The organism is Buchnera aphidicola (Hyalopterus amygdali), from assembly GCF_964059015.1.
GTDB classification, from domain to species: Bacteria; Pseudomonadota; Gammaproteobacteria; order Enterobacterales; family Enterobacteriaceae; genus Buchnera; species Buchnera aphidicola_BN.
Genome location: NZ_OZ060383.1, coordinates 358,115 through 381,566 on the forward strand (window position 1 = coordinate 358,115; position 23,452 = coordinate 381,566).

The window sequence follows — 23,452 nt, forward strand, 5'->3', positions numbered from 1 at the left end:
TTTAATGTATATAAAATTTGTAAGGAAAAAAATTTTGATATTTTGTCACGATAGTAAAATTATATTACGTAATAAAGAGATTTTTAAAAATAAAAAAGTTTTTTTTTCAGGTAATATACAAGATACATTACCTATAAATTTATCAACTATAAAAAGTAAAGTTCATCTTCAAACAAATCAAGACTTAATTCACTTTAATAACAGTATAAATATTAATTTTTATAATAAATTATTGATTTCAAAAAAAACAGTAAAAAACTACGATACTATTATTTATTATTGGCCAAAGAATAAATCTGAAGCATATTTTCAATTATGTAATTTACTATCCTGTTTTTCTATTGGAAGCAATGTTTTTATTGTTGGAAGCAATTCTAGTGGTATAAAAAGTGCAAAAAAAATATTAGAAAAATGGATTAAATTAGATAAAGTAGATAATGCATATCATTCTATTTTAATGTCAGGTATTCTTTTAAGTAAAACTAAATTTGTGTTAAACAATTTTTTTAATACACACATTTGGAAAAATTTAATTATAAAATCGCTACCTGGTGTTTTCGGTTATAAAAAAATAGATGAAGGCAGTAAATTACTTGCATCAACTTTTTGTGAAAAAATTCATGGAAAAATACTAGACGTTGGATGCGGTTCAGGTTTTTTATCAGTATCTATATTAAGACAATCACCAGAGTGTTTTATAACAATGATAGATAGACAAATGTCTGCATTAATATCAAGTCAAGCTACTCTTGATGCAAATTTTTTAAATGGGGAAATTTTACTAAGTGACATTTATTCAAATGTTTCTAAAAAATTTAATATGATTATTTCTAATCCACCTTTTCATAATGATTTAAAAATTAATTTTGATGTAACAAAAAAAATAATATTAAATTCTATAAAATATTTAAGAAAAAATGGTGAATTAAGATTTGTTACAAATACTTGTTTTAGCTATGATTGTTATTTAAAAAAATATTTTTCTAAATTTTTTATTATACAAAAAAATAATAAATATAAGGTTTATCAAGCACTGAATTAATTTTTTATTTATGGTACCCGGAGCGGGACTTGAACCCGCAAAGCTTTAAAAGCCGAGGGATTTTAAGTCCCTTGTGTCTACCAATTTCACCATCCGGGCTTTTTATAGGCGTATCCCGGAATCGAACCGGGTTATACGGATTTGCAATCCGCTACATAGCCAATCTGTCAACACGCCTTAATTTCATTATAGAAAAAAAAAAACAAAATTACAAATAAATTTTTATTAATAAAAAAATTATCTTTACATTAAGTAATGTAATGTTTTATATTAATCGAAGTTGTAAATTTTTTTATCTGGAGAGGTGGCCGAGTGGTTTAAGGCAGCGGTCTTGAAAACCGCCGATGAGAAATCATCCGAGAGTTCGAATCTCTCTCTCTCCGAAAAAATAAACACTTCTCCTATAATTTCTTCTTTACATAAAAAAATATAATTTTTTTAATATATATATATTAATCAGATAAAACTTCAATTTCTACACGACGATCAGGTGCTAAACAACTAACTAATAAAGGCTTACTTGATATATCTTTACATATCTGATCAGTCAATGGATATTCATCCCCCATACCTTGAATACTTATTTGATCTTGCGAAATACCATGTGAAGTAAAATAATTTTTAATTACATATGCACGATCTTCAGATAATTTTTGATTATATTCTTTATTTCCTATTTTGTCAGCATGACCAGATAACATAATAAAAACATTTTTTGATTGGATATTTTTTATTTTATTATTTAAGTTTTGCAATTTATCATTAGAAATAGGTTTTAATTCTGTGCTATTAAATGGGAAATTAATACTTTCATTAAGTGCAACATATTGTTTGTTTTCAGATTCAGGAATAGAATATGATGAAAACATATCATTAATACTAGATTTTCCAAATTTCCATGCAAAAGAAAGAACAGCATCCCCTAAATTAGGTTTCATAGACAAGTTCATTACCTTTTCTACACTGCTTTTCCAAGTATAATCTAACCTAGTAATAAATTCTTCATTAAATGTATATTCGGCACCTAAAGACACATTAGGAAATAAAGCACTATTTTTAGTAAAAATATGTCTCAAATCTTCTTTAGAAAATAAATTATCCCAAAACATCATACCACCTAATCGGGTATAAATTTTTAGTTCATCTGTTATTGGATACGATAATTTTGTAGCAAGTTGGATACTATTAATTTGTTTATTTTCTATATTCTTTTTAAGCATTAAATAAGGAAAAAATCCTGTTGTATCATTTTCTATTTCAAGAGCGAAATAAGGATTAAATTCATAACCTAAAAACAATCCTAAAATAGGTGCACCAGATAACTCATGACCATGTGTATTTTTGTTATTTATATTTTTATTTTTGTATTGATCTACGTTAAAGGTAGACCATCCTAATTTAGTGCCGAAATACCAACCATCGTTTTCTTTTGCTTGGACATTAGTAACTAAGCTTACTAATAATAAAATTATAGTAAGAGCTTGTTTTTTCATTTGAAACTCCATTTTTTAATAAGAAAATTAAAATTGTATAAAAAATATTAAAAAATATTAATTTGCATTATAAATATATATTAATTTCATATATTATAATATTTAAATTAATTTTTTAATACAGTATTATTTTTTCTTGAATAGCCTATTAGCATAATTTAATAAATTTATTTTTAAAAAATATAAGCTAATTAAATATACTATTCCAGAAAATAAAAAAATAGTAAACAAGCGTGTTATTTTATCAAAAAATGAACCAATATTCCAAGAAGGAATGAAATATAGTATAAAAATCAAAAAAAATAACATAACTAATGTTGAAATTAACAAGCGAATAATAAAAATAATATCGCTAAATTTAAAATAAACTATTTTTTGTTTATGTAACTTCCAGTATAGTAAAAAAAAATTTATCCAACTAGCTATACTAAAAGATAAAGCAAGACCTGCATGTTGAAAATAAAAAATTAAAAATGGATTCATTAATTGTGTTAAAAATAATGTGAAGATTGAAATTCTTGCTGGAATATTTACTTCTTGAGATGCATAAAAAGATGAGATTAAAATCTTTACTAAAATAGAAGAAACTAAACCAAAAGAATATAATTCTAATGCTTTTTTTGTCATTAAAACATCAAAATTAGTAAATTTACCATATTGAAATAAGATAATAACTAATGGTTTTGATAACATAAATAGCATAACAGAAGTAGGTACAGACAAAATTAAAGCGAAATGCAGACCTGAATTTAATAATAGTTTATATTCTATCTTTTTTCTATTGGAATAAATTTTAGAAAAAGATGTAAATAAAATTGTACTTAAAGAAACTCCTATCATGCTTATTGGAAATTCAATTAACCGATCAGCATAATACATCCAAGATATTGAACCAGAATGAAGCAAAGAAGTAAAAATAGTATTAAAAATTAAAGAAACTTGATTTGCAGAAAAACAGATAACAGAAGGACCCATTTTTTTTAAAATTTTTAAAAGACCAATGTTATTAAAATTAATACTAGGAAGAAACAGCATTTTTATTTTATATAAATATGGCAACTGATAACATAATTGCAGTACCCCACCTAAGATCACAGACCAGCCTAAAGCAAAAATAGACGGTTCAAAATAGGAATTAAAAAAAAATGTAAAAAAAATAATACTAATGTTTAAAATACTGGGAGATAAAGATGGTATAAAAAAATAATTACAACTATTTAAAATAGATGAATATAAAGAAGATAAGGAAATGAATAAAATATAAGGAAAAATTATTTTTAACAAAGAACAGGATAATTGTATTTTTTCCAGTGATTTAAAAAATCCCGGAGCACTAATTAAAATAAGATAATAAGAAAAAATTATTCCTAATATTGTAATAATAGATATAATTAATATTATAAAACCAGATGTAGAACTAATAAACTCCTGTACATATTTTTTATTTTTATTATTTTTATAATCGATTAAAATAGGTATAAAAGATTGAGAAAATGCTCCTTCGGAAAAAATTCGACGTAATAGATTAGGAATTTTAAAAGCAATAAAAAAAGAGTCAGTAAACATAGATGCTCCAAATATATGAGCAATCAACAGGTCGCGAGAAAAACCTAGTATACGTGATATCAAGGTCATGAAGCTTACTGACATTAAGGATCTTAAAAGATTCATTTTTAATTAATCTAACCTATTAGGTTAAAGGTAAAAACTCTGATTTAAAATTTAAAAAGAAGATATCTTCTTTTAAAATAAGATTTTATTAAAAAATATTTTTAAAAAAGAATATCAATTCCTTAATTATTTTTCTATACTAATGGAAAGTAAAATGTCTGAATATTTAAAAAAAATTACAATTATAAAACCTGATGATTGGCATGTTCATTTAAGAGATAATGAAATTTTAAAAAAAGTGTCTCAATATACTGCAAAATTTTATAAACGCGCAATTATTATGCCAAATCTTAATAAACCTATTACAAATTGTCTAGAAGCGATAACTTATCGTCATGAAATTTTAAATTCTATGGAATCAAATAATAAATTTGATCCATTAATGATCTGTTATTTAACAAATGAAACTTCTCTTGAAGAATTAAATTTAGGTTTTATTAAAAAAATATTTGTCGGAGCTAAATTATATCCATATAGCTGTACAACTAATTCAAAAAAAGGCATAAAAAATGTGAAAAATATTTATCATATTCTCGAAATGATGGAAAAAATAAAAATGCCATTACTCATTCATGGAGAAGAAAATGATACAAGTATCGATATATATGATAGAGAAGCAAAATTTATTGAAAACACTTTAGAAATACTACGAAAAAAATTTCCAGAATTAAAAATAATATTAGAACATGTTACCACACAAGATGCAGTTTCATATATTGAAGAAGCTAATTCTCCATATTTAGCAGGAACAATTACGCCACATCATTTGATGTTCAATCGAAACAATATGTTTATTAATGGAATTCAACCATATTTGTATTGCTTACCTATTCTAAAAAGAAAAAAACATCAAATGGCTTTAAGAAAAGCTATAGCGAATGGTAGCAAAAATTTTTTTTTAGGAAGTGATACAGCGCCACATTTTCATAGAAACAAAATTAATTTTTTCGGTTATGCCGGAATATTTAATGCACCATGTTCTTTTCTATGCTACGTTAGTGTTTTTGAAGAAATGAAAGCATTAAAATATTTACAATCATTCTGTTCTGAAAATGGACCGAAATTTTATAATATGCCAATTAATAAAGATACTATTACAATAGTTAAAAAACCTTATAAAGTTATGAAAAAAATTAAAATAGGAGATAATATAATTGTACCTTTTTTATCAGGAAAAAAATTAGATTGGTCTATTGAAATATAAAGTTTATTTTTAACTTTCTAGATTACCATCAATATTATATATTGAATTTTTTTTATCGGCGTGATTTTTTTTTAAAATACTTAAAAAACGTTCATTTAAATAGAATTTTTGATTTAATATTCTTTTATTATCTTGATTTTTTTTCTTTAAAAAAGAACATATAGATAATATTTTATTCCATCTATAATTTAATTCATCATGACCCGAATAGGGGAAAAAAACATTATATTTTTTTTCAAGTAATACTTTTATCTTTGTTAAAAAAGCAAGTTTTTTTAAAAAAAACTCTTTTTCTTTTGTAATTAACTCTATTTTTTTGATATTGATTTCTGAAGAAATCAAATACTTATTTTCTTTTTTAATTAATTTTTCTAGAGAAATAAGAATCATTCCTATTTCTTTAATTGTATTTATTAATTTTTTCATTGTTTTAGTAAATTATATATTTAAATACTTTTATTATATTATTTAAATATTATATGTAAAATAGTTAATTTAATATTTTATAAAATAACTACTACTTCGCCCCTTTTAGAAATTATTCCAGTTAATATTTTACCACTTTTTATTTTTACGCGTATTTTTTCTCTTCGATTTCCATGATTTAGAGATTTTCCTATCAAAATAATTTCAAAATTTTTTCCTTGTAGTTTTACAGTCACCTGTTGATTATTTTTAATTAACCAGCAAGGACGGGTAATAAAAGATGTAATTGGTTGAAAAGGAAAAATATCACGTAAGTTTACTCTATTAATAACATCTTTTTTATTAAAATATGTACCACGAGGTAATACATCTAGTCTGCCTACTATACTTTTCAAGTCTCTTTCGGCAATTTTTGTGCCACGAGATATTTTTTTCTTTGCTATAATATATTCGCCTTCTACTTGTAATTCAATTTGTAAATATTGTTTTTGAGAACCACACATTAAAATAATATCAATTAAACCAAAATCGTGAATATTATTAACTAATGAGAAAACAGGTTTTTCACAAATTAGTTTTTTTTTTAATGGAGTATGTATTATCACTTTTATATTTCTTGTTTTAAGAAAGTATTCTTTTTTAAAAAAATTGTTTAATTCATCAACTAAATTCCATGCATGCACGTTAAAAGGTTGAAAAGACAAAAATGAAATAAATAAATAAAAAAATATTTTAATTAATTGCATTTTTTTCCCTTACTTGTCTAATAATTTAATTCAATAGAGAATGTATTAAATATTTTTTAATAAATATATTAAATTTTTAAGATTCTTTTCTTGATAGGAAGTATCTAATATAGGTATATTATAAATTTAATTTATGAGTTAAAATATTTATATTTTTAATAAAATTAAATTTTAATAATTATTATTAATTTTTATTAAAAAAATTAGAGTTAAAAAAACCGTTTATATTTCAAATTAATAACAAAAATAAAAAATTTAGGATAAAAAAATGTTTTCTAAAATAAACAAAATGCTTGATTTTAATAAAAAAATATTAAATTTATATGCTAAAAGACAAGAAATTTTATCATCAAATATAGCAAATTCTGACACACCTAACTATAAATCAAGAGACATTAATTTTAAAGATGAAATAAATAAAATAATAAAAAAAAATCATTCAATGATTAATTTAAAAAAAACTTCTTTACATCATTTAAGTCCAAAAAAAGATGATTATTCTATTTTGCAGTTAAATTTTATAAAAGATACAAAAGTGAAATCAAATGGTAATACAGTAAATATGAATCGGGAAAGAATTGAATTTATAAAAAATATGTTAAAATACGAAGAAAATATAGTATTCATAAAAAATGAAATCAAAAATATTATGCACGTATTAAAAGGATAAAAAAATTATGTCTTTATTAAATATAATTGATATTGCAGGTTCAGCTATGACAGCTCAATCAGAAAAAATTAACATTATTGCTAGTAACATAGCTAATGCAGAAAGTATAATATCTAAAGAAGGGAAGTTTTATCCGTATCTTGCAAAAAAAGTTATTTTTAAATTAAATCCAATAAAAAATTCATTAATTGGCGGTGTAAAAATTGCTAATATAGTAAACGATCCAAATCCAACTCAACTAATATATGATCCCAACAATCCTTTATCTAATAAAAAAGGATACGTTTTAACTTCTAATGTTAATCCTATAACAGAAACAATAAATCACATTTCGGCTTCAAGAAATTACCAAGCTAATATAGAAGTAATGAAAACAGCAAAATTTATGATAATGAAAACATTATCAATTGGAGAATAAGAGGAGAAAAAATGAATGCTACACATATTAATTCTTCTATAAATAATAATATAACTGAAAAAAATATTAATGATTTAAAAAATAACTCTAGTGCACTAGATTTACAAAAAAACTTTTTGGGTCTATTAATAGCACAAATTAAAAACCAAGACCCAACAGATCCCATTAAAAATACAGAATTAACATCACAGCTGGCTCAAATTAATACTGCAACTGGTATTGAAAAATTAAATAATACTGTTGGTCTTTTTTCTAATAAAATTAATCAAAGTCAAAATATACAAGTATCTTCATTAATTGGACATCATGTAATGATACCTAATTCTCAAATTGTACATACTGAAGGCATTGATACAAAATTTGGATTAGAAGTAATTAGTGACACAACAACCATAAATATTAAAATTATGGACAATGCAGGAAAAATTGTATACGTTAAAAAAATAAATAATTTAAAATCTGGTATTCATAGTTTTGTATGGGATGGTAAAAATCTAGATAAAGAAGAGATGAAAACAGGAAGATATAATGTTTATATTTCAGCGAAGAATAAAGAAAAAGATGTTCCCGCACAAGTTTTAAGTGAAGCTTTAGTAAATAGTATTATTACTTCTTCTTCAGATCCAATTATTGATTTGGGGGCTATGGGGACAACAACCTTATCTAAAATCCGTAAAATTCTTGAATAAATAAAATGCAATTTAATTAAAAATTTGTTTGTAAAATTATTAAGGAAAAAGTATATGTCAATTATTAACGCCATAAATGGTTTAATGGCTAGTAACGATTATATAGATATTGTATCTAATAATATATCCAATGCTTCAACTATTGGATTTAAATCCAGTACTCCTTTATTTTTCGATATAATTTCTAATTCACCTCAATCTAATCAAATTACTAGATCTGGTGTTGGAATGTCAAATACAGTACAAAATTTTAATAATGGAGTACTAATACAAACAGATAGAGATCTCGATTTAGGGATTGTACAAGAAGGTTTTTTTCGTATTATAGATGCTAAAGGTTATATTCACTATACAAGAAATGGTCATTTTTTACTTGATAATAATAAAAATATTATCAATTCTCAAGGCATGTACTTAACTGGTCAAAACCAATGTGATTTTAAAAATGATTTAAACAACGTATCTAAATTAGAACCTATAAATTTAAAAAAATCTTATTCATTAAAAGCAAAACCAACAAATCAAATTGATTTAATAGCACAATTAATTACTGATTTTAATTCTACAAATAGTATAACAGGAACAAATGATAATATATATAATTCAGAAATTTACAATGTTACTATTTATGATAAAAATGCAAATCCTCAAAAAATAAATTTTTCTTTCAATAAAATTAATGATAATCAATGGAAATTAAATATAAAGTTAAAAGATGAAAAAAATCCTCCTTTTCAAGAAATTATCAATAATGATTTTATTTTAGATTTCAATTCTGAAGGTAAATTAATTTCAAACTCTGATTTAAAAATTACATCAAAAAATTCTAAAAATATTGTTTTAGAAAATATCAAATTAAATATAAAATGTGATCTTAAAAAATCAGAAACTGATAATTCTTTAATAGAACTCTCTCAAAATGGATATTCAGAAGGTTATTTACAAAATTTTGAAATTTTAAATAATGGTGAAATTATTGGTCAATATACAAATGAACAAGAGCAAAAAATAGGACAAATATTTTTATCTAAATTTATTAGTCCGGAGAAATTAAAACCTGAAAGTGGTAGTATGTGGTCTGCAACAAATACAGCTGGAAAAGAAAAAATAGGAATAGCCGGAGACCAAGGTTTTGGTGTTTTATATACAAAATCTTTAGAATCTTCAAATGTTGATCTAAATAAAGAGCTGATTAACATGATTATTGCGCAACGTAACTATCAATCTAGCGCTCAAGCTTTTAAAACTGAAGATAAAATAATTAATACATTAATTAATTTAAGATAATTTATTAAATTGGATTGAATAATGGAAAAAGCAATACATGAATCAATGAATGCAGCTTTAAGAACATTAGAAAAACAAGCGATCATTGCTAATAATTTAGCTAACATATCAACAATTGGTTTTAAAGAAGAATTCAATTATTTTATAAGAAATAAAAATTCTCAAGACATAAATAAAAAATATTATAATTTTTCTTCAGGCAATTTTATTCAAACTGAAAGAAAATTAGATTTAATTGTTCAAGATAATGGTTGGTTAGTAACAAAAGATCAAAATGGTCAAGAAGCATATACAAAAAATGGTCATATAACAATTAATGAAAACGGCAAATTGACTATTCAAAATCATGAATTAGTACTTAATGAGGGTAATATTAAAATACCTCATGGTATAGATCTAAAAATTTTACCTGATGGTACAATTAAACAAATTCAAAAAAATCGAGATAAAATTATTGAATCACAAATAGCCACATTAAAACTAGTACGTATTTCAAATAATAGTCTCATAAAAAAAGAAAATGGTCTATTTTACAATAAAAAAAAATTATTTAATAAAAAAATAATTCTTCCTCATGATAATAGTATACGTATAAAATCAGAAACATTAGAAGCAAGTAATGTAAATCCAACGAAAAATATGATTGATATGATTTCAAACGCACGACAATTTGAAATGAATATGAAAATTATATCTATATGCGATCAAAATATAGAACGTGCAAATCAACTATTTAACATTAATAATTAATTTAATAAGGGATAAAAAAATGATTCCGTCTTTATGGATTTCTAAAACAGGACTTGATGCCCAACAAATAAATATGAATGTTATTTCTAATAATTTAGCAAACGTCAGTACAAATGGATTTAAAAGATCTAGAGCAATATTTGAAGATTTGATTTATCAAACAATACGACAAGCTGGGACAAATTCATCAATTGATACCAACTTACCATCTGGATTGCAATTAGGTACAGGTGTAAGACCAGTGTCTACTGAAAGAATTCACAGCCAAGGAAATTTATCTAAGACTGATTCTTCAAAAGATGTGGCTATCAACGGATCAGGTTTTTTTCAAGTACAACTTCCAGATGGAAATATGGCATATACTCGAGATGGTTCATTTCAATTAGATCAAAATGGACAATTAGTTACTAATAGTGGCTTCCCAATTGTACCAGAAATTAGTATTCCACCTAATTCAACAAATATTAATATAGCAAGAGATGGTATTATTAGTGTAATTATACAAGGACAAACGCAACCAATTTCTATTGGGCAATTAAATTTAATTAATTTTATGAATAGTGCTGGATTAGAAAGTTTGGGCGAAAATTTATACCAAGAAACTCAAGCTTCTGGTAGTCCTATGGATACAACACCTGGATTAAATGGAACGGGTTTATTATATCAAGGATATCTTGAAACCTCTAATGTTAACGTTGCTGAAGAATTAGTAAACATGATTCAAACACAAAGAGCATATGAAATCAATAGTAAAGCTATAAATACTTCAGATCAAATGTTACAAAAATTATCTCAACTATAACAATTGATCTTTATATAAAAAATAAATTTAAAAATACACATTTTAAAATTTTTTAATTAAGGATCATTTTTCCGTGGTAAAATTATTTAGTTATAAAATTAAATATTATTTCACTGCTTTCTTTTTAATATTTATTCAAAGTTGTTCATGTATTGAACATAAATCTTTATTCGGTGATATTACAACTGCTGTTGCTCCTAATATGACGCCTACAACAAAAAATGGTTCTTTATTTCAAGAAAAGCAATCTATAAATTATGGATATCGGTCATTATTTGAAGATCACCGATCTTATAATATAGGAGATATAGTAACTGTTTTATTACAAGAAAACATTAGTGCTAGCAATAGTTCTTCTTCTAACTTAACTCGAGACGGAACTACAAATTTAGGTGTAACAATAACACCAGGAAAATTAAATCCTATGTTAGGATTTAATCTTAATGATAATACGACAGGATTAGATAGTATAGGAAAAAACGATTTTTCAGGAAAAGGTAGCAATTCAGCTAAAAATACATTTACTGGTCTTATGACTGTTACTGTTCAACAGGTATTACCAAATGGAAATTTAAAGGTTATTGGTGAAAAAAAAGTAGCTATTAATGAAGGAATAGAATTTATTCGCTTTTCAGGTGTAATTAATCCTAGTAATATTAATAAAAACAACTTAGTCGCATCTACTCAAATTGCTGATACACGTATTGAATATATTAGCAATAGTCGTATTCATGATACGCAGAAAATGGGTTGGTTACAACGATTTTTATTAAAAATTTCACCTATTTAACAAATAAAAAACTAATTTTTTAAAAATTTATCCCATAGGGAATTCATTGAATACCTTATGGGAAAAATTTATATTTTAAACCAAATAAAAAATTTATTACAGATCTTTTATATATAAAATATATGAAAAATAAAATAAACGAAATAAATATATATAAGGTATTTTATGTTTAATATGATATCGTTATCAAAATTTATTATTTTTATTTTAATAAATTTATGTTCTTGTGTATATGCCGAAAAAATACGTGATTTAACAAGTATTGAAGGCATAAGAGATAATCAATTAATTGGTTACGGATTAGTAGTAGGTCTAGATGGAACGGGAGATCAATCAATACAAAATCCATTTACAAATCAGTCATTACATAATATGTTATCTCAATTAGGTATAACAATGTCGCATAATGCTAAAATGCATGTAAAAAATGTAGCCGCAGTTATAGTTACAGCAAAATTACCTGCTTTTAGTCATCCGGGAGAAAAAATAGATGTCATAGTTTCATCCATGGGAGATGCGAGAAGCCTTAAGGGGGGGACATTGTTAATGACACCTCTAAGGGGTACCGATAACCAAATTTATGCTATTGCTCAGGGTAATGTATTAGTTTCTGAAAAAAATAGTTCTGAAAAAAGAATCCATGCGTTTATTTTAAATCAAGTCAATTCAGGAAGAATAAATCGTGGAGCAACTATTGAAAAAGAAGTAATAAATAATTTTGGAAAAAACAAAGTTATAAACTTGCAATTAAATCAAGAAGATTTTAGTACAGCACAACAAATAAGTGATATGATTAACATAAAATATCCAGATACAGCAACAGCTTTAGATGCAAAAACAGTACAATTAAATACATATGCTAATAACACAATACAAGTACATATGCTTTCTAACATTCAGAATATAGATATTACTGTGCCAACTCAAGAAGCTAAAGTGATAATTAATCCTAGAACTGGATCAGTCGTTATTAATCAAGAAGTACAATTAGGAACATGTATTATTTCACATGGCGATTTATCTATATTAATAGATCAAAAAAGTCATCAAAATATTCATTCAAATATTTTAAATGTGCTAAAAAACAATAACTATGCCGAAAATGATTTGCGCAAAAAAACAAATTTAAATAATATTGTGCGAATATTAAATTCTTTAGGAATTCAACCTGATGAATTAATATCTATTTTACAACTTATGAAAAATGCTGGTTGTCTTCACGCTAAATTGGAAATTATTTAATGAAAAATAATTTATCTTTATTTGAAAAAATAAATTATAACACAACATTAGTTAATAATACAAAATATCAAAATTTTAATAATTCTAAAAAATATGAAATAAAAATAGCAAGAGAAGTAGAAGGAATTTTTATTCAAATACTTTTAAAAAGCATGAGAAATTCTTTAATAGAAAATAATCTTTTAAATAACAACCAAAGTCGTCTGTATACAGAAATTTATGATGAACAAATTTCTAAAGAAATGAGTACCAAGGGAATAGGGTTAGCAAATATTATTTTGCAACAAATTCAAAAAAAATAATCATATAAATTATGATATTTCTTAAAAAAAGGAACAATATATGAGTTCTATTTTAACTTCTACTGTTACTGGAATAAATGCAATAAAAATCCTACTCCATGAAACTGCTAATAAAATTATCAATCCAAATTATAAAGAACCGATAGGACAAAACATTTTTATAGAAAATACTGTAGATGAATCTAATTTAAATCCAGGAGTACAAATAAAACAAGTATATGATGACTATAATGATTTTATTCGAGAAGAAAAAAGAAGAATTAGTGAAAGAGTACAAGATGAACAAACAAAAATAGAAGAATATTTGAAATTAGAAGATTTGTTTGGTGAGAAATCAAATATTTTTAATCTTTTAATAAATCAGTTATATTCTTCTATAGAAAATGATATTATTAATAATAATGAAAATGTATTTAATAAAGATATAGAAAACAACTTACAAACAATTGTTCGAGAATTAAAAAATTTTAATGACAAATTAAAATTTTTAGAAAAAGATGTAAAAGATTCAATTTCAGAAAAAATAAAACAGGCAAACATATTAATTAATAAGATTTATGATATTAATATCGATATTCGTTTTTTTCCTGTTGCTCAATTGCCAAATAGAATAGATAGTTTTATAGACCAACGAGATGAATTAATTGATCAATTAAATGATATTATCGGGGTGAAGGTAGTTAAGGGGGACAATACGTTTAAAGTTTGTTTAAATAATGGTATGTGTATTATTGATGACCAAAAAAAACAAAATTTAATTGCATTAACATCTAGTACTGACGATAAATATATTAGTGTAGGATATATAGATGAAAACGATAATACGTTAAAAAAAATGGAACATATGATTCCCAGCGCTTCTTTAGGGGCTCTCCTTATGTTTCGAAGAGAAGATTTACAAAATGCTAAAAATAAACTTGGTCAATTAACCATAAATTTTGCTGATAGTATCAATGAATGTCATACATTAGGATACGATATTCTTGGAAACCTAGGAAAACAAATTTTTAGTATTAGTAATCCAGAAATCATACCTAGCTCAACTAATGAATCAGATCCACATACATCTATTACATGGGTGGATACAAGTAATGCACAAGATAGTAATTACATAGTCTTTTTAAAAAATAACAATTGGACAGTTACAAGATTACGAGATCATTTAACAGTAGAACTTGAAATATATCAACAAGATAATAATACATATCTTACCTTCGACGGAATGGAATTGAAAATAGAAGGTAATAATGCTGAAGGCAATGTTTATATGATCAAACCATATTCTAAAACTTTAGATGAAATGAAATTATTAATTGTTAAAAATGATTTATTTTCAATATCTTCATCTGATGATCTCAATCAAAAAAATAAAATTAATGCTATTAAAATACATCATTTAAATCAAGATCTTCTAGTTAATAAACAAGAAACATTATATGAATCTTATGCAAGATTTTTAAAATCTATATCATATAAATGTAATGATCTTGAAGAAAAAGTGCCATTTAAGCGAAATATGATTGAAATATTAAAAAATAAAAAATTATCAGAATCTGACAATATTGATGAAAATTACCAGAATTTAAATTATGAACAAAGATGCTATCTTGCAAATGTTAAAATTTTAAAAATGGCAGAAACAATTTTTAATGAAATAGTTGATTGTTATAGTTAATTTACTAAAAAACTTTTTACAAAAAAAATAAAAACTTACTTAAAAAGTAAGTTTTTATTTTTTATAAAATTTATATTTTAATAATGAATAACAACCACTTGAATATAAAAAAATTATTTTATTCAAATTTCTTAATGGGAGACGTAGCACAATTTGTAGCAGAATGTGCCCCAGCTGATTTTTTTAATTTATTATCAGACTTTGTCAAAAAAAATGTAGATTGGATAATTTTTTTATTTTTTGTTTCAAATGAATCACTAAAAATTTTAGTTACTGGTGCGCTAGAATGACTTTTTGTATTTTCTTTTTTTAAAATATTGTTTGAAAAAACATTTGTTTTATTTAATATTGATATATTTCTTTTTTTAGATCCTAATTTAGATTTTAATTTTGTTTCTTTTTGATTAACCATTTTATCTTCTAAGAATCTTTCAGAAAAAAATGGTTTTGCATTAACTTTTTTTATTTTACAGAAATGACTAATTTGAATTTCTTTAGATTTAACATTATTTGAAGGCAAATGCGAATTTATAATAGAACTATTTTTTTTATAGAAAGTAGAAACGTTTAACTTTTTATAAATATTCGTTTTTTGATGTTTTTTTAATTTATTATTTTTTAAAAACGGATATTTAAACCAACTACTTCCTAAAGATAATTCCAACGAAAAAATATCATTATCAGCTATTATATTAAAAAATTTAACATGATAATTATTTTCTAAAACTAAATAATTTTTATTTTTTTGGAAAATAGTAGAATCTATACTATCAATATTAGCAATATTATAATTGTCTATAAAATTCATATGAATAGAAGTTATACTTACGTTAGATAATTTTTTTTTATATAGTATCTTTTTTCTTAAATTTATTTCATCAATTAAATAATCATGTATATTATTTTTTACCTTAAAACATAAAGAATTTTTAAATTTTTTTTGATTGTATTTATTGTCATATAGGAAATTATTTTTTTCTAAAAAATTTTTATTTTCTGCATTTTTATGAATATCAATATTTTTAAAGTAAATATTATTTAATGATATATATTTAATATAGTTGTTACAAAAAAAATTGTTATTGATTGTATTTGTTTTAATATTATTAATAATCTTATTTTCTTTATCAATTTTTTTGATATTATTATTTTGTTTTTTTTTCTTTAGAAAAAGATTTTTTTTTAATTGAAAAATATTAAATTTAAATATTTCACTTTTAATAAAAAAGTGCTTTTTAAAAAAAGCATTTTTTACACAAGAAAAAAGTTTTAAAAAAATCATTTTATGATTTAAAAAAATATTATTTAAGAAATAAAAATAGCTTTTTTTTATTAGACCACTTTCTTTTTTTATCTTGTTTTTATTAAATAAGTAATTAAATGAAGAAATATTTTTTAAAATAGGATTTGATTGTACTTTTTTTTCTGAAACTTCTTTTTTTGAATTATTAAATAATTTATTTTTTTTAATTTTAGATAAACCATAGCTCATAGAGCGTATTTTTTCTCCTTTTCTTATTCTAGATACAAAATAATGCGGAGTCTTCATATTTTTATTAGGAACAATAATAGTTTTACCACCTGCTTGACGTTTTTCAATTGCATATACTGCATCTCTTTTTTCATTTAATAAATAACATGCAATCTCTATAGGTACAATTGCATGAACTTCATATGTATTTTCTTTGAGAGCTTCTTCTTCAATTACACGTAAAATTGACAAAGATAAAGATTCATTGTCTCTAATAGTACCTGTTCCTGTACATCTGGGACAAATATGATGACTAGATTCTCCTAAAGATGAACTTAATCTTTGTCGAGACATTTCTAAAAGTCCAAATTTAGAAATGTGACCAATTTGAACACGTGCTCTATCTTCACGTACCATTTCTCGCAATTTATTTTCAATAGATTTCTGATGGTTTACATTAACCATATCTATAAAATCGATGACTATCAAACCACCTAAATCTCGCAATCTTAATTGTCGAGAAATTTCTTCTACTGCTTCTAAGTTAGTATTAAATGCTGTTTCTTCAATATCTGCACCACGAGTAGATCGTGCTGAATTAATATCAATAGCTGTGAGAGCTTCTGTAGAATCAAGCATAATTGACCCACCAGATGGCAATCTCACTTTTCTCTGAAAAGCAGAATTTATTTGAGATTCAATTTGATAATAACTAAAAAGAGGTATGTTTCCTTTATATAATTTAATTCTATTAATAAAATCTGGACGACCTAAAACAGTAATATGTTCACGAGCTATTTCTAATAGATGAGGATTATCAATTAAAATTTCACCAATATCTTGACGTAAATAATCTCTAAAAGCACGAAACATTACATTATTTTCTTGGTGAATTAAAAATGGCGCAGATTTTGACTTTGAAGCTTTTTTAATCGCATCCCAATGTTTTAATCTAAGAGATAAATCCCATTTTAATGATTTTATAGACTTTCCTACACCTGCAGTTCTAATAATCAAACCCATTTTTTCAGATATTTTTAAAGAAGATAATAATTCTTTTAGTTCTACTCTATCACTTCCTTCAACTCGTCTTGATATACCAGCAATTTTAGGATTATTAGGCATTAAAACTAAGTAGCTACCTGCTAAAGTGATAAAAGTAGTTAATGCTGCACCCTTTGTCCCTCTTTCTTCTTTATTTATTTGAACAATTAGTTCTTGACCTTCTTGTAAAATATCTTTAACATTTAAATTTTCATCATGATGAAATTTTTCAGGAAAATAGTTTTTAGATACTTCTTTCAATGGTAAAAACCCATGCTTTTCCATTCCATAATCTACAAAAACAGCTTCCAAACTAGGTTCGATTCGAGTAATTTTCCCCTTATATATATTTGACTTTTTTTGTTCTGATCTAGAACTCTCTATATCAAGATCATACAAACGTTGACCATCGACAAGAGCTACGCGTAACTCTTCCTGCTGAGTTGCATTAATTAACATTCTTTTCATTATAACATTTTCTCTCTTATTTTTATAAATAAGTAAATAAATCAACAGGAAATATATATTTTTAAAAATGCATCTTTGAATATCTAATTATGATATTTATTTAAAATATGTATAAAAATAAGTTATTTTAAAATATTTTTAAAATAATTTAAAAATAAGTAAAAACTAAAAATAATTAATTTGTGATAAATTTATTGTTATAAATAATTTAATTGTTCATACTAATATATTTATGTATTTATTTATATTATAATCAATAAAAAATTAAAAAAATTCCTTAATTATAGAGATTTTTTTAATGACATATAAAATGACTTCTGTATCTATTATATATATTAATGAAGATATGATAAATCAACGTATAGATAATTTTTTACAAAAAAAATTTAAAAATGTACCAAAAAGTATGATCTATCGTATTATTAGAATTGGAAAAATCCGAATTAATAAGAAAAGAATCAAACCACAATATAAATTAAAAATTGGAGATAGAATAAGAATTCCGCCTATCAAAGTAATAGATAAGAAAGAAAAAAAATTTTTTATTAGTGAACACCAAAAAATTATATTACATAATGTTTTATATGAAGATAAGGATCTATTAATAATAAATAAACCTTCTGGTATTGCAGTGCATGGTGGAAGTGGTATTAAGTTAGGCATAATAGAATATTTTCGAAAATGCAGACCATTGGAAAAAACTCTGGAACTTGTACATCGTCTTGATCGAGATACATCCGGCGTTTTAGTTTTAGCAAAAAATAGAACATCTCTTATATCATTACACAAACAAATTAGAGAAAAAAAAATACAAAAAAAATATATAGCATTGGTACATGGATCATGGCCTATTCATTTAAAAAAAATATCTGAACCTATATTAAAAACTTATTCAAAAAATAAACAAAAAAAAATGTTAATTCATCAAGACGGCAAAGCTTCAGAAACATATTTTGAAATTAAAAAAAAATATTCTTGCACAACGTTAATGTCTATTAAACCAAAAACAGGTCGCACACATCAAATTCGTATACATACATTATACGCAGGTTATCCAATATTATTCGATAAAATTTATGGAAAAAACAGTTTAGATAAGAATATAAAAAATAAAATCAAAATAAATAGATTATTATTACATGCTAGTTCAATCAACTTTACGCATCCTAAGAATGGAAAAAAAATTTATATTACAGCACCATTGGATATAGATTTTAAAAATTATTTAATCAACCTAATATAATAATTAAAATAATATAAAATAAGTATTTCTATTCATATTAAAAAAATTATTCATTTTACATAACATAATATTAAAGAGAAAAATATGGCCGTTCAAAAAAGCAAACCAACTCGATCTAAAAGAGGTATGAGACGTTCTCATGATTCTTTAAAACAAATAACTTTGTCTAAAGATAAATTTTCTGGAGAAATACATATTAGACATCATATTACCCCTAAAGGATACTATAGAGGGAAAAAGGTAATATAATATATTATGGTACTTTTAAAAAAGTACCTTCTTTACAATTATATCTTTTAAAAAAATTTTATATCTAAAATATTATTTTATCTAGAAAAAGGCATTTAAATGAAAACATTTGCGATGCTCTTTCCAGGTCAAGGTGTACAATATATAAATATGTTATCTTCTTTTTTTAAAAAAAATAATAAAATTTTTGAAAAAAAATTTCATGAAGCATCAGAATATATAAATTATAACTTATTAAGTATTTTTCAAGAAAAAAAAAATATCAACAACTATCAATACATACCATTAGCAATATTAACCTCATCAATTGCAATTTATGAATTTTGGAAAGAAAAAAATGGACCACTTCCAAAATTAATGTCCGGTCATAGTTTAGGAGAATATTCAGCTCTTGTATGTTCAAATGCCATTAAATTTCGTGATGCATTAAAAATAGTTAACCTAAGAAGTAAATTAATGCAAGATGTTATTATAAATAAACCATCTCTCGTACTTGCTATCATTGGTTTAGAACAAATGATTGTTAAAGATATATGTTCAAAATATTCACCAAAAATTGTTTCTATAGCTAGTATAAATTCGGAGGATGAAATTATTATTTCGGGAGATAAATCAGCAGTATATGAAGCAGGAAAAAATTGTAAAAAAAGGGGAGCTCATCGGATACTAAAACTAAATATCAATATACCTATACATAGTATTTTAATGAAGCCAATAGCAAAAAAACTTCAAGTTTTATTGAAAAAGATAAAAATAAAACCACCGATAATACCTGTAATTAATAATGTAGATGTTATATGCGAAACCAATGAAAAAAAAATCAAAAATGCATTAATTAGACAAGTTTATAATACTGTTAGATGGAAAGAAATTATTGATTTAATAAAATCAAAGAACATTTTAACAATGTTAGAAATAGGACCAAATAAAATTTTAACTAATTTAGTAAAAAAAAATAAAAATATAACTGCATTGAATACTAATAAATTAAATAGTTTTTTAGTAGCACTTAAAAAAATTAATATGAAAAATATGAAAAATAAAAAAAAATAGCATTAGTCACAGGTGCTAATCAAGGAATTGGAAAAGAAATTGCTAAAAAATTATCAGAAAAAGGCATCAAAGTCATTGGTACATCTACTACTATAAATGGAGTTAAAATAATTAATCAATATTTAAAAAAAAACGGATTTGGCTTTGTATTAAACTTAAAAGATACTGATTCAATTCTAGAGAAAATGAAAGAAATTTATAAAAAAAACTATTCTATTGATATACTAATTAATAATGCTGGAATTAAATCAGATAACTTACTAGTTTATATGAATAGTAGGGAATGGGAAAATGTAATAAAAATTAATTTAACATCAATATTTTATATGTCTAAATCTGTTATCCGTTCTATGATAAAAAATAAATATGGACGAATCATCACAATAGGATCCGTAATTGGTTCTATAGGAAATAGAGGACAAGTAAATTATAGTGCTTCAAAATCAGGATTAATTGGATTTCATAAGTCATTAGCATTAGAAGTAGCATCAAAAGGTATTACTGTAAACATTGTCGCACCAGGATTGATTGATACTCAACTAACAAAAAAATTAAATATATTACAATATAAAAAACATTTATCTAATATTCCTATGCAAAGATTAGGAACAACAAAAGAAATAGCTGATGCAGTAATGTTTCTTTCTTCAGAAAAAGCATCGTATATTACTGGACAAACATTGCATATTAATGGTGGCATGTATATGCCATAAAATTTTTTCTAAAAATTATATTGTTAATACAATAAAAGTTAAAAAAAGAGAAATTTAAAATGAATAATATTGAAATAAGAATAAAAAAAATAATTTCAAAAAAACTAGATATTAAAATAGAAAAAATATTTAATAATGCATTCTTTTTAGAAGATCTTGGTGCTGATTCTCTAGATATCGTAGAACTAATTATGGCATTAGAAGAAGAATTTAATATTGAAATATCAGATGAAGACGCGGAAAAAATAACTACAGTTCAAAAATCTATTGATTATATTAAAAATCAATGTAAAAAATAAATCCATCTTGTTTTTTTAATACTTATTAATAAAATATATAATTAAGATTACATATAAAAAAATAATGATGAAAAATAAATTTATTGTGATTGAAGGATTGGAAGGTGCTGGAAAAACTCATGCATGTCTCTTTGTCAAAGAGACATTAAAAGAATACAATATACGAAATGTTGTATTAGTACGTCAACCTGGAAGCACGCCTATTGCTGAAAAAATAAGAAAATTAATAAAAAATGAATTTCAAATTGAAAAATTTGAAAAAGAAACAGAATTACTGCTAATGTACGCTGCAAGAATACAATTAGTTAAAAAAATTATACAACCAGCGCTAAAACAGGGGAAATGGGTGATTTCAGACCGTCATGATTTATCTTCATTTGCTTATCAAGGTGGAGGACTTGGAATTAAAAAAAAATTAATTCAACAACTTACATCTTTATTTTTAGGAGATTTGATGCCAGATTTAACTCTTTATTTAGATGTACATCCTAAAATTGGTTTAAAAAGAGCGCTAAAAAGAAAAAAATTAGATCGAATTGAACATCGATCTTTAAAATTTTTTAAAAAAACAAGGATAAGTTACTTAAAAAATATAAAATCAGATAAAAAAGTTATAAAAATAGATGCTAATTTAAATATTAATTCTGTTACTCAAAACATAAAATTTCAAATTTTAAAATGGCTTCACAAAAAAGTCATATGAAATTATATCCTTGGTTAATAAAACCATATAAAGAAATTATTCAACAGCACCAAAAAAACAAAGCACATCACGCGATTTTAATTAATACCCAAAGGGGGATGGGGGTTTTTAAATTAATTTGGTCTATTAGCAAATGGCTGTTATGCTTAAAACCAATAGGAATTCATTTTTGTGATAAATGTCATGGATGCAAATTAATGTCAGCAAAAAACCATCCGGATTGGCACAATATTATTGATGAAAAAAATGATATTTTTAGTATCGATTATATTCGAATAATAAATGAAAAAATATTTAAGTGTGCACAACAAGGAAAAAATAAAGTCATTTTTTTACCAAGTATTCACAAATTTACAGAATCAGCAATAAATGCACTATTAAAAACTTTAGAGGAACCTCCAGAAAAAAATTGGTTTTTTCTTGTAAATTATAATTACTTAAATTTACCTTCTACATTAAAAAGTCGTTGTTTTTTATACCGATTGTCGCTTCCTACTGAAAAAGATAGTTTAAAATGGTTAAAAAATAAAAATAAAGAAGAAAAAATTTCAAATGTAATTGCATTACGTATTCAACAAGGATCACCTATATGTGCTAATAATTTTATTAATGAAGGATTATGGGAAGAAAGAAAAATATTATATAAATTTTTCTATAAATCTATTAAAGAGAACAATCTACTTCAAATATTACCAATCTTAAAAAAAAGCAAAACAATAATTAAAATAGACTGGATATGCCTGTTATTATTTGATGCTATAAAAATTAATTGTAATATAAGAAAAAAAATAATTAACTTTGATCAAATAAAATTAATTAACTTTATTTCTAATAAATATAACAATGTCACTTTAAATAAAAGCATAAAAAATTGGATAAAATGTCGATATATGCTATCGCATAAAACTGGTATTAATAGTGAATTACTATTATTAGAAAAATTACTTTTTTGGGAAAAAATTTTAAATTTCACAGTTATATGCTAAATATTGCATAATTTTT

24 protein-coding genes and 3 tRNA genes are annotated in these 23,452 nt (G+C 23.8%); 20 read left to right on the plus strand and 7 right to left on the minus strand.

Annotation, left to right across the window (positions count from 1 at the left end; genetic code table 11):
- Nucleotides 1-34: 34 nt before the first annotated feature.
- Nucleotides 35-1,042 (plus strand): 16S rRNA (guanine(1207)-N(2))-methyltransferase RsmC, encoded by a 1,008-nt coding sequence (gene rsmC / locus AB4W74_RS01665; protein ID WP_367681740.1) that lies wholly within the window; start codon nt 35-37, stop codon nt 1,040-1,042.
- 11 nt (nt 1,043-1,053) lie between these two features.
- Here the strand turns inward: rsmC and AB4W74_RS01670 are convergent.
- Both AB4W74_RS01670 and AB4W74_RS01675 read right to left on the minus strand, forming a co-directional pair.
- Nucleotides 1,054-1,141: transfer RNA gene (locus AB4W74_RS01670), tRNA-Leu, on the minus strand.
- A 7-nt stretch (nt 1,142-1,148) separates the two neighbouring features.
- Nucleotides 1,149-1,219, minus strand: a tRNA-Cys gene (locus AB4W74_RS01675).
- 121 nt (nt 1,220-1,340) lie between these two features.
- Between AB4W74_RS01675 and AB4W74_RS01680 the strand changes: the two genes are divergently transcribed.
- Nucleotides 1,341-1,425 (plus strand) — tRNA-Ser (locus AB4W74_RS01680).
- Nucleotides 1,426-1,494: 69 nt separating this feature from the next.
- Here the strand turns inward: AB4W74_RS01680 and AB4W74_RS01685 are convergent.
- Entirely contained in the window at nt 1,495-2,535 is a 1,041-nt protein-coding gene (locus AB4W74_RS01685; protein WP_367681741.1) for an OmpA family protein, read from the minus strand.
- Between the two features lie 126 nt (nt 2,536-2,661).
- Nucleotides 2,662-4,206, minus strand: a complete 1,545-nt coding sequence (murJ, locus tag AB4W74_RS01690) for a murein biosynthesis integral membrane protein MurJ (protein WP_367681742.1) — start codon at nt 4,204-4,206, stop codon at nt 2,662-2,664.
- A gap of 154 nt (nt 4,207-4,360) precedes the next feature.
- Here murJ and pyrC point away from each other — a divergent pair, with 154 nt between their 5' ends.
- The gene (pyrC, locus tag AB4W74_RS01695) at nt 4,361-5,410 is read left to right on the plus strand and encodes a dihydroorotase (protein ID WP_367681743.1); all 1,050 of its coding nucleotides are present in this window, start codon (nt 4,361-4,363) and stop codon (nt 5,408-5,410) included.
- Between the two features lie 9 nt (nt 5,411-5,419).
- Here pyrC and flgN read toward each other — a convergent pair whose 3' ends face one another.
- Complete coding sequence (flgN, locus tag AB4W74_RS01700) at nt 5,420-5,836, minus strand: flagellar export chaperone FlgN (protein ID WP_367681744.1); 417 nt, start codon at nt 5,834-5,836, stop codon at nt 5,420-5,422.
- 77 nt (nt 5,837-5,913) lie between these two features.
- Nucleotides 5,914-6,582 (minus strand): flagellar basal body P-ring formation chaperone FlgA, encoded by a 669-nt coding sequence (flgA, locus tag AB4W74_RS01705; protein ID WP_367681745.1) that lies wholly within the window; start codon nt 6,580-6,582, stop codon nt 5,914-5,916.
- Nucleotides 6,583-6,850: 268 nt separating this feature from the next.
- Between flgA and flgB the strand changes: the two genes are divergently transcribed.
- From flgB to AB4W74_RS01755, 10 genes are all read left to right on the plus strand, one after another.
- Nucleotides 6,851-7,252 (plus strand): flagellar basal body rod protein FlgB, encoded by a 402-nt coding sequence (gene flgB, locus AB4W74_RS01710; protein ID WP_367681746.1) that lies wholly within the window; start codon nt 6,851-6,853, stop codon nt 7,250-7,252.
- Between the two features lie 7 nt (nt 7,253-7,259).
- The gene (flgC, locus tag AB4W74_RS01715; protein WP_367681747.1) at nt 7,260-7,670 is read left to right on the plus strand and encodes a flagellar basal body rod protein FlgC; all 411 of its coding nucleotides are present in this window, start codon (nt 7,260-7,262) and stop codon (nt 7,668-7,670) included.
- An 11-nt stretch (nt 7,671-7,681) separates the two neighbouring features.
- The gene (locus tag AB4W74_RS01720; protein WP_367681748.1) at nt 7,682-8,359 is read left to right on the plus strand and encodes a flagellar hook assembly protein FlgD; all 678 of its coding nucleotides are present in this window, start codon (nt 7,682-7,684) and stop codon (nt 8,357-8,359) included.
- 54 nt (nt 8,360-8,413) lie between these two features.
- Nucleotides 8,414-9,646 carry a flagellar hook protein FlgE gene (locus AB4W74_RS01725; protein WP_367681749.1) on the plus strand — a complete coding sequence of 411 codons (1,233 nt, stop codon included), beginning with the start codon at nt 8,414-8,416 and terminating at the stop codon, nt 9,644-9,646.
- Nucleotides 9,647-9,667: 21 nt separating this feature from the next.
- On the plus strand, nt 9,668-10,396 hold the full coding sequence (gene flgF / locus AB4W74_RS01730; RefSeq protein WP_367681750.1) for a flagellar basal-body rod protein FlgF: 729 nt from the start codon (nt 9,668-9,670) through the stop codon (nt 10,394-10,396).
- A 19-nt stretch (nt 10,397-10,415) separates the two neighbouring features.
- The gene (gene flgG, locus AB4W74_RS01735) at nt 10,416-11,198 is read left to right on the plus strand and encodes a flagellar basal-body rod protein FlgG (RefSeq protein WP_367681751.1); all 783 of its coding nucleotides are present in this window, start codon (nt 10,416-10,418) and stop codon (nt 11,196-11,198) included.
- A 73-nt stretch (nt 11,199-11,271) separates the two neighbouring features.
- Nucleotides 11,272-11,988: a flagellar basal body L-ring protein FlgH gene (locus AB4W74_RS01740; RefSeq protein WP_367681752.1), complete on the plus strand. Its 717-nt coding sequence runs from the start codon at nt 11,272-11,274 to the stop codon at nt 11,986-11,988.
- 165 nt (nt 11,989-12,153) lie between these two features.
- Entirely contained in the window at nt 12,154-13,230 is a 1,077-nt protein-coding gene (locus AB4W74_RS01745; protein WP_367681753.1) for a flagellar basal body P-ring protein FlgI, read from the plus strand.
- Nucleotides 13,230-13,532: a rod-binding protein gene (locus tag AB4W74_RS01750; RefSeq protein WP_367681754.1), complete on the plus strand. Its 303-nt coding sequence runs from the start codon at nt 13,230-13,232 to the stop codon at nt 13,530-13,532. The genes AB4W74_RS01745 and AB4W74_RS01750 overlap by 1 nt, the downstream gene beginning before the upstream one ends.
- A 40-nt stretch (nt 13,533-13,572) precedes the next feature.
- Complete coding sequence (locus AB4W74_RS01755) at nt 13,573-15,207, plus strand: FlgK family flagellar hook-associated protein (protein ID WP_367681755.1); 1,635 nt, start codon at nt 13,573-13,575, stop codon at nt 15,205-15,207.
- A 118-nt stretch (nt 15,208-15,325) separates the two neighbouring features.
- Here AB4W74_RS01755 and rne read toward each other — a convergent pair whose 3' ends face one another.
- A complete protein-coding gene (gene rne / locus AB4W74_RS01760) occupies nt 15,326-18,190 on the minus strand; it encodes a ribonuclease E (RefSeq protein ID WP_367681756.1) in 2,865 nt (954 codons plus the stop codon).
- A 298-nt stretch (nt 18,191-18,488) separates the two neighbouring features.
- On the opposite strand from rne, the gene rluC reads away from it, so the two are divergent.
- The 7 genes from rluC to AB4W74_RS01795 all read left to right on the plus strand — a co-directional run bounded on the left by rluC (nt 18,489) and on the right by AB4W74_RS01795 (nt 23,436).
- Nucleotides 18,489-19,433 (plus strand): 23S rRNA pseudouridine(955/2504/2580) synthase RluC, encoded by a 945-nt coding sequence (gene rluC, locus AB4W74_RS01765; protein WP_367681757.1) that lies wholly within the window; start codon nt 18,489-18,491, stop codon nt 19,431-19,433.
- Between the two features lie 84 nt (nt 19,434-19,517).
- Nucleotides 19,518-19,682, plus strand: coding sequence for a 50S ribosomal protein L32 (gene rpmF / locus AB4W74_RS01770; RefSeq protein ID WP_367681758.1), 165 nt, complete (start codon nt 19,518-19,520; stop codon nt 19,680-19,682).
- 99 nt (nt 19,683-19,781) lie between these two features.
- Entirely contained in the window at nt 19,782-20,735 is a 954-nt protein-coding gene (fabD, locus tag AB4W74_RS01775; RefSeq protein ID WP_367681759.1) for an ACP S-malonyltransferase, read from the plus strand.
- Nucleotides 20,732-21,448, plus strand: a complete 717-nt coding sequence (gene fabG / locus AB4W74_RS01780; RefSeq protein WP_367682250.1) for a 3-oxoacyl-[acyl-carrier-protein] reductase — start codon at nt 20,732-20,734, stop codon at nt 21,446-21,448. Before fabD ends, fabG begins: the two co-directional genes overlap by 4 nt.
- 59 nt (nt 21,449-21,507) lie before the next feature.
- Nucleotides 21,508-21,747 carry an acyl carrier protein gene (gene acpP, locus AB4W74_RS01785; RefSeq protein WP_367681760.1) on the plus strand — a complete coding sequence of 80 codons (240 nt, stop codon included), beginning with the start codon at nt 21,508-21,510 and terminating at the stop codon, nt 21,745-21,747.
- 64 nt (nt 21,748-21,811) lie between these two features.
- Nucleotides 21,812-22,450 (plus strand): dTMP kinase, encoded by a 639-nt coding sequence (tmk, locus tag AB4W74_RS01790; RefSeq protein ID WP_367681761.1) that lies wholly within the window; start codon nt 21,812-21,814, stop codon nt 22,448-22,450.
- Nucleotides 22,426-23,436 (plus strand): DNA polymerase III subunit delta' C-terminal domain-containing protein, encoded by a 1,011-nt coding sequence (locus AB4W74_RS01795; protein ID WP_367681762.1) that lies wholly within the window; start codon nt 22,426-22,428, stop codon nt 23,434-23,436. The genes tmk and AB4W74_RS01795 overlap by 25 nt, the downstream gene beginning before the upstream one ends.
- Nucleotides 23,437-23,452: the final 16 nt, after the last annotated feature.

Coding starts and splice junctions, on each gene's coding strand:
- flgF (WP_367681750.1), top strand. CDS start 9,668: ATGGAAAAAGCAATACATGAATCAATGAATGCAGCTTTAAGAACATTA.
- AB4W74_RS01720 (WP_367681748.1), top strand. CDS start 7,682: ATGAATGCTACACATATTAATTCTTCTATAAATAATAATATAACTGAA.
- pyrC (WP_367681743.1), top strand. CDS start 4,361: ATGTCTGAATATTTAAAAAAAATTACAATTATAAAACCTGATGATTGG.
- flgA (WP_367681745.1), bottom strand. CDS start 6,582: ATGCAATTAATTAAAATATTTTTTTATTTATTTATTTCATTTTTGTCT.
- fabD (WP_367681759.1), top strand. CDS start 19,782: ATGAAAACATTTGCGATGCTCTTTCCAGGTCAAGGTGTACAATATATA.
- AB4W74_RS01755 (WP_367681755.1), top strand. CDS start 13,573: ATGAGTTCTATTTTAACTTCTACTGTTACTGGAATAAATGCAATAAAA.
- AB4W74_RS01795 (WP_367681762.1), top strand. CDS start 22,426: ATGGCTTCACAAAAAAGTCATATGAAATTATATCCTTGGTTAATAAAA.
- rluC (WP_367681757.1), top strand. CDS start 18,489: ATGACATATAAAATGACTTCTGTATCTATTATATATATTAATGAAGAT.
- tmk (WP_367681761.1), top strand. CDS start 21,812: ATGATGAAAAATAAATTTATTGTGATTGAAGGATTGGAAGGTGCTGGA.
- rpmF (WP_367681758.1), top strand. CDS start 19,518: ATGGCCGTTCAAAAAAGCAAACCAACTCGATCTAAAAGAGGTATGAGA.
- murJ (WP_367681742.1), bottom strand. CDS start 4,206: ATGAATCTTTTAAGATCCTTAATGTCAGTAAGCTTCATGACCTTGATA.
- flgN (WP_367681744.1), bottom strand. CDS start 5,836: ATGAAAAAATTAATAAATACAATTAAAGAAATAGGAATGATTCTTATT.
- acpP (WP_367681760.1), top strand. CDS start 21,508: ATGAATAATATTGAAATAAGAATAAAAAAAATAATTTCAAAAAAACTA.
- AB4W74_RS01750 (WP_367681754.1), top strand. CDS start 13,230: ATGAAAAATAATTTATCTTTATTTGAAAAAATAAATTATAACACAACA.
- AB4W74_RS01685 (WP_367681741.1), bottom strand. CDS start 2,535: ATGAAAAAACAAGCTCTTACTATAATTTTATTATTAGTAAGCTTAGTT.
- flgG (WP_367681751.1), top strand. CDS start 10,416: ATGATTCCGTCTTTATGGATTTCTAAAACAGGACTTGATGCCCAACAA.
- AB4W74_RS01725 (WP_367681749.1), top strand. CDS start 8,414: ATGTCAATTATTAACGCCATAAATGGTTTAATGGCTAGTAACGATTAT.
- flgB (WP_367681746.1), top strand. CDS start 6,851: ATGTTTTCTAAAATAAACAAAATGCTTGATTTTAATAAAAAAATATTA.
- AB4W74_RS01745 (WP_367681753.1), top strand. CDS start 12,154: ATGTTTAATATGATATCGTTATCAAAATTTATTATTTTTATTTTAATA.
- flgC (WP_367681747.1), top strand. CDS start 7,260: ATGTCTTTATTAAATATAATTGATATTGCAGGTTCAGCTATGACAGCT.
- rne (WP_367681756.1), bottom strand. CDS start 18,190: ATGAAAAGAATGTTAATTAATGCAACTCAGCAGGAAGAGTTACGCGTA.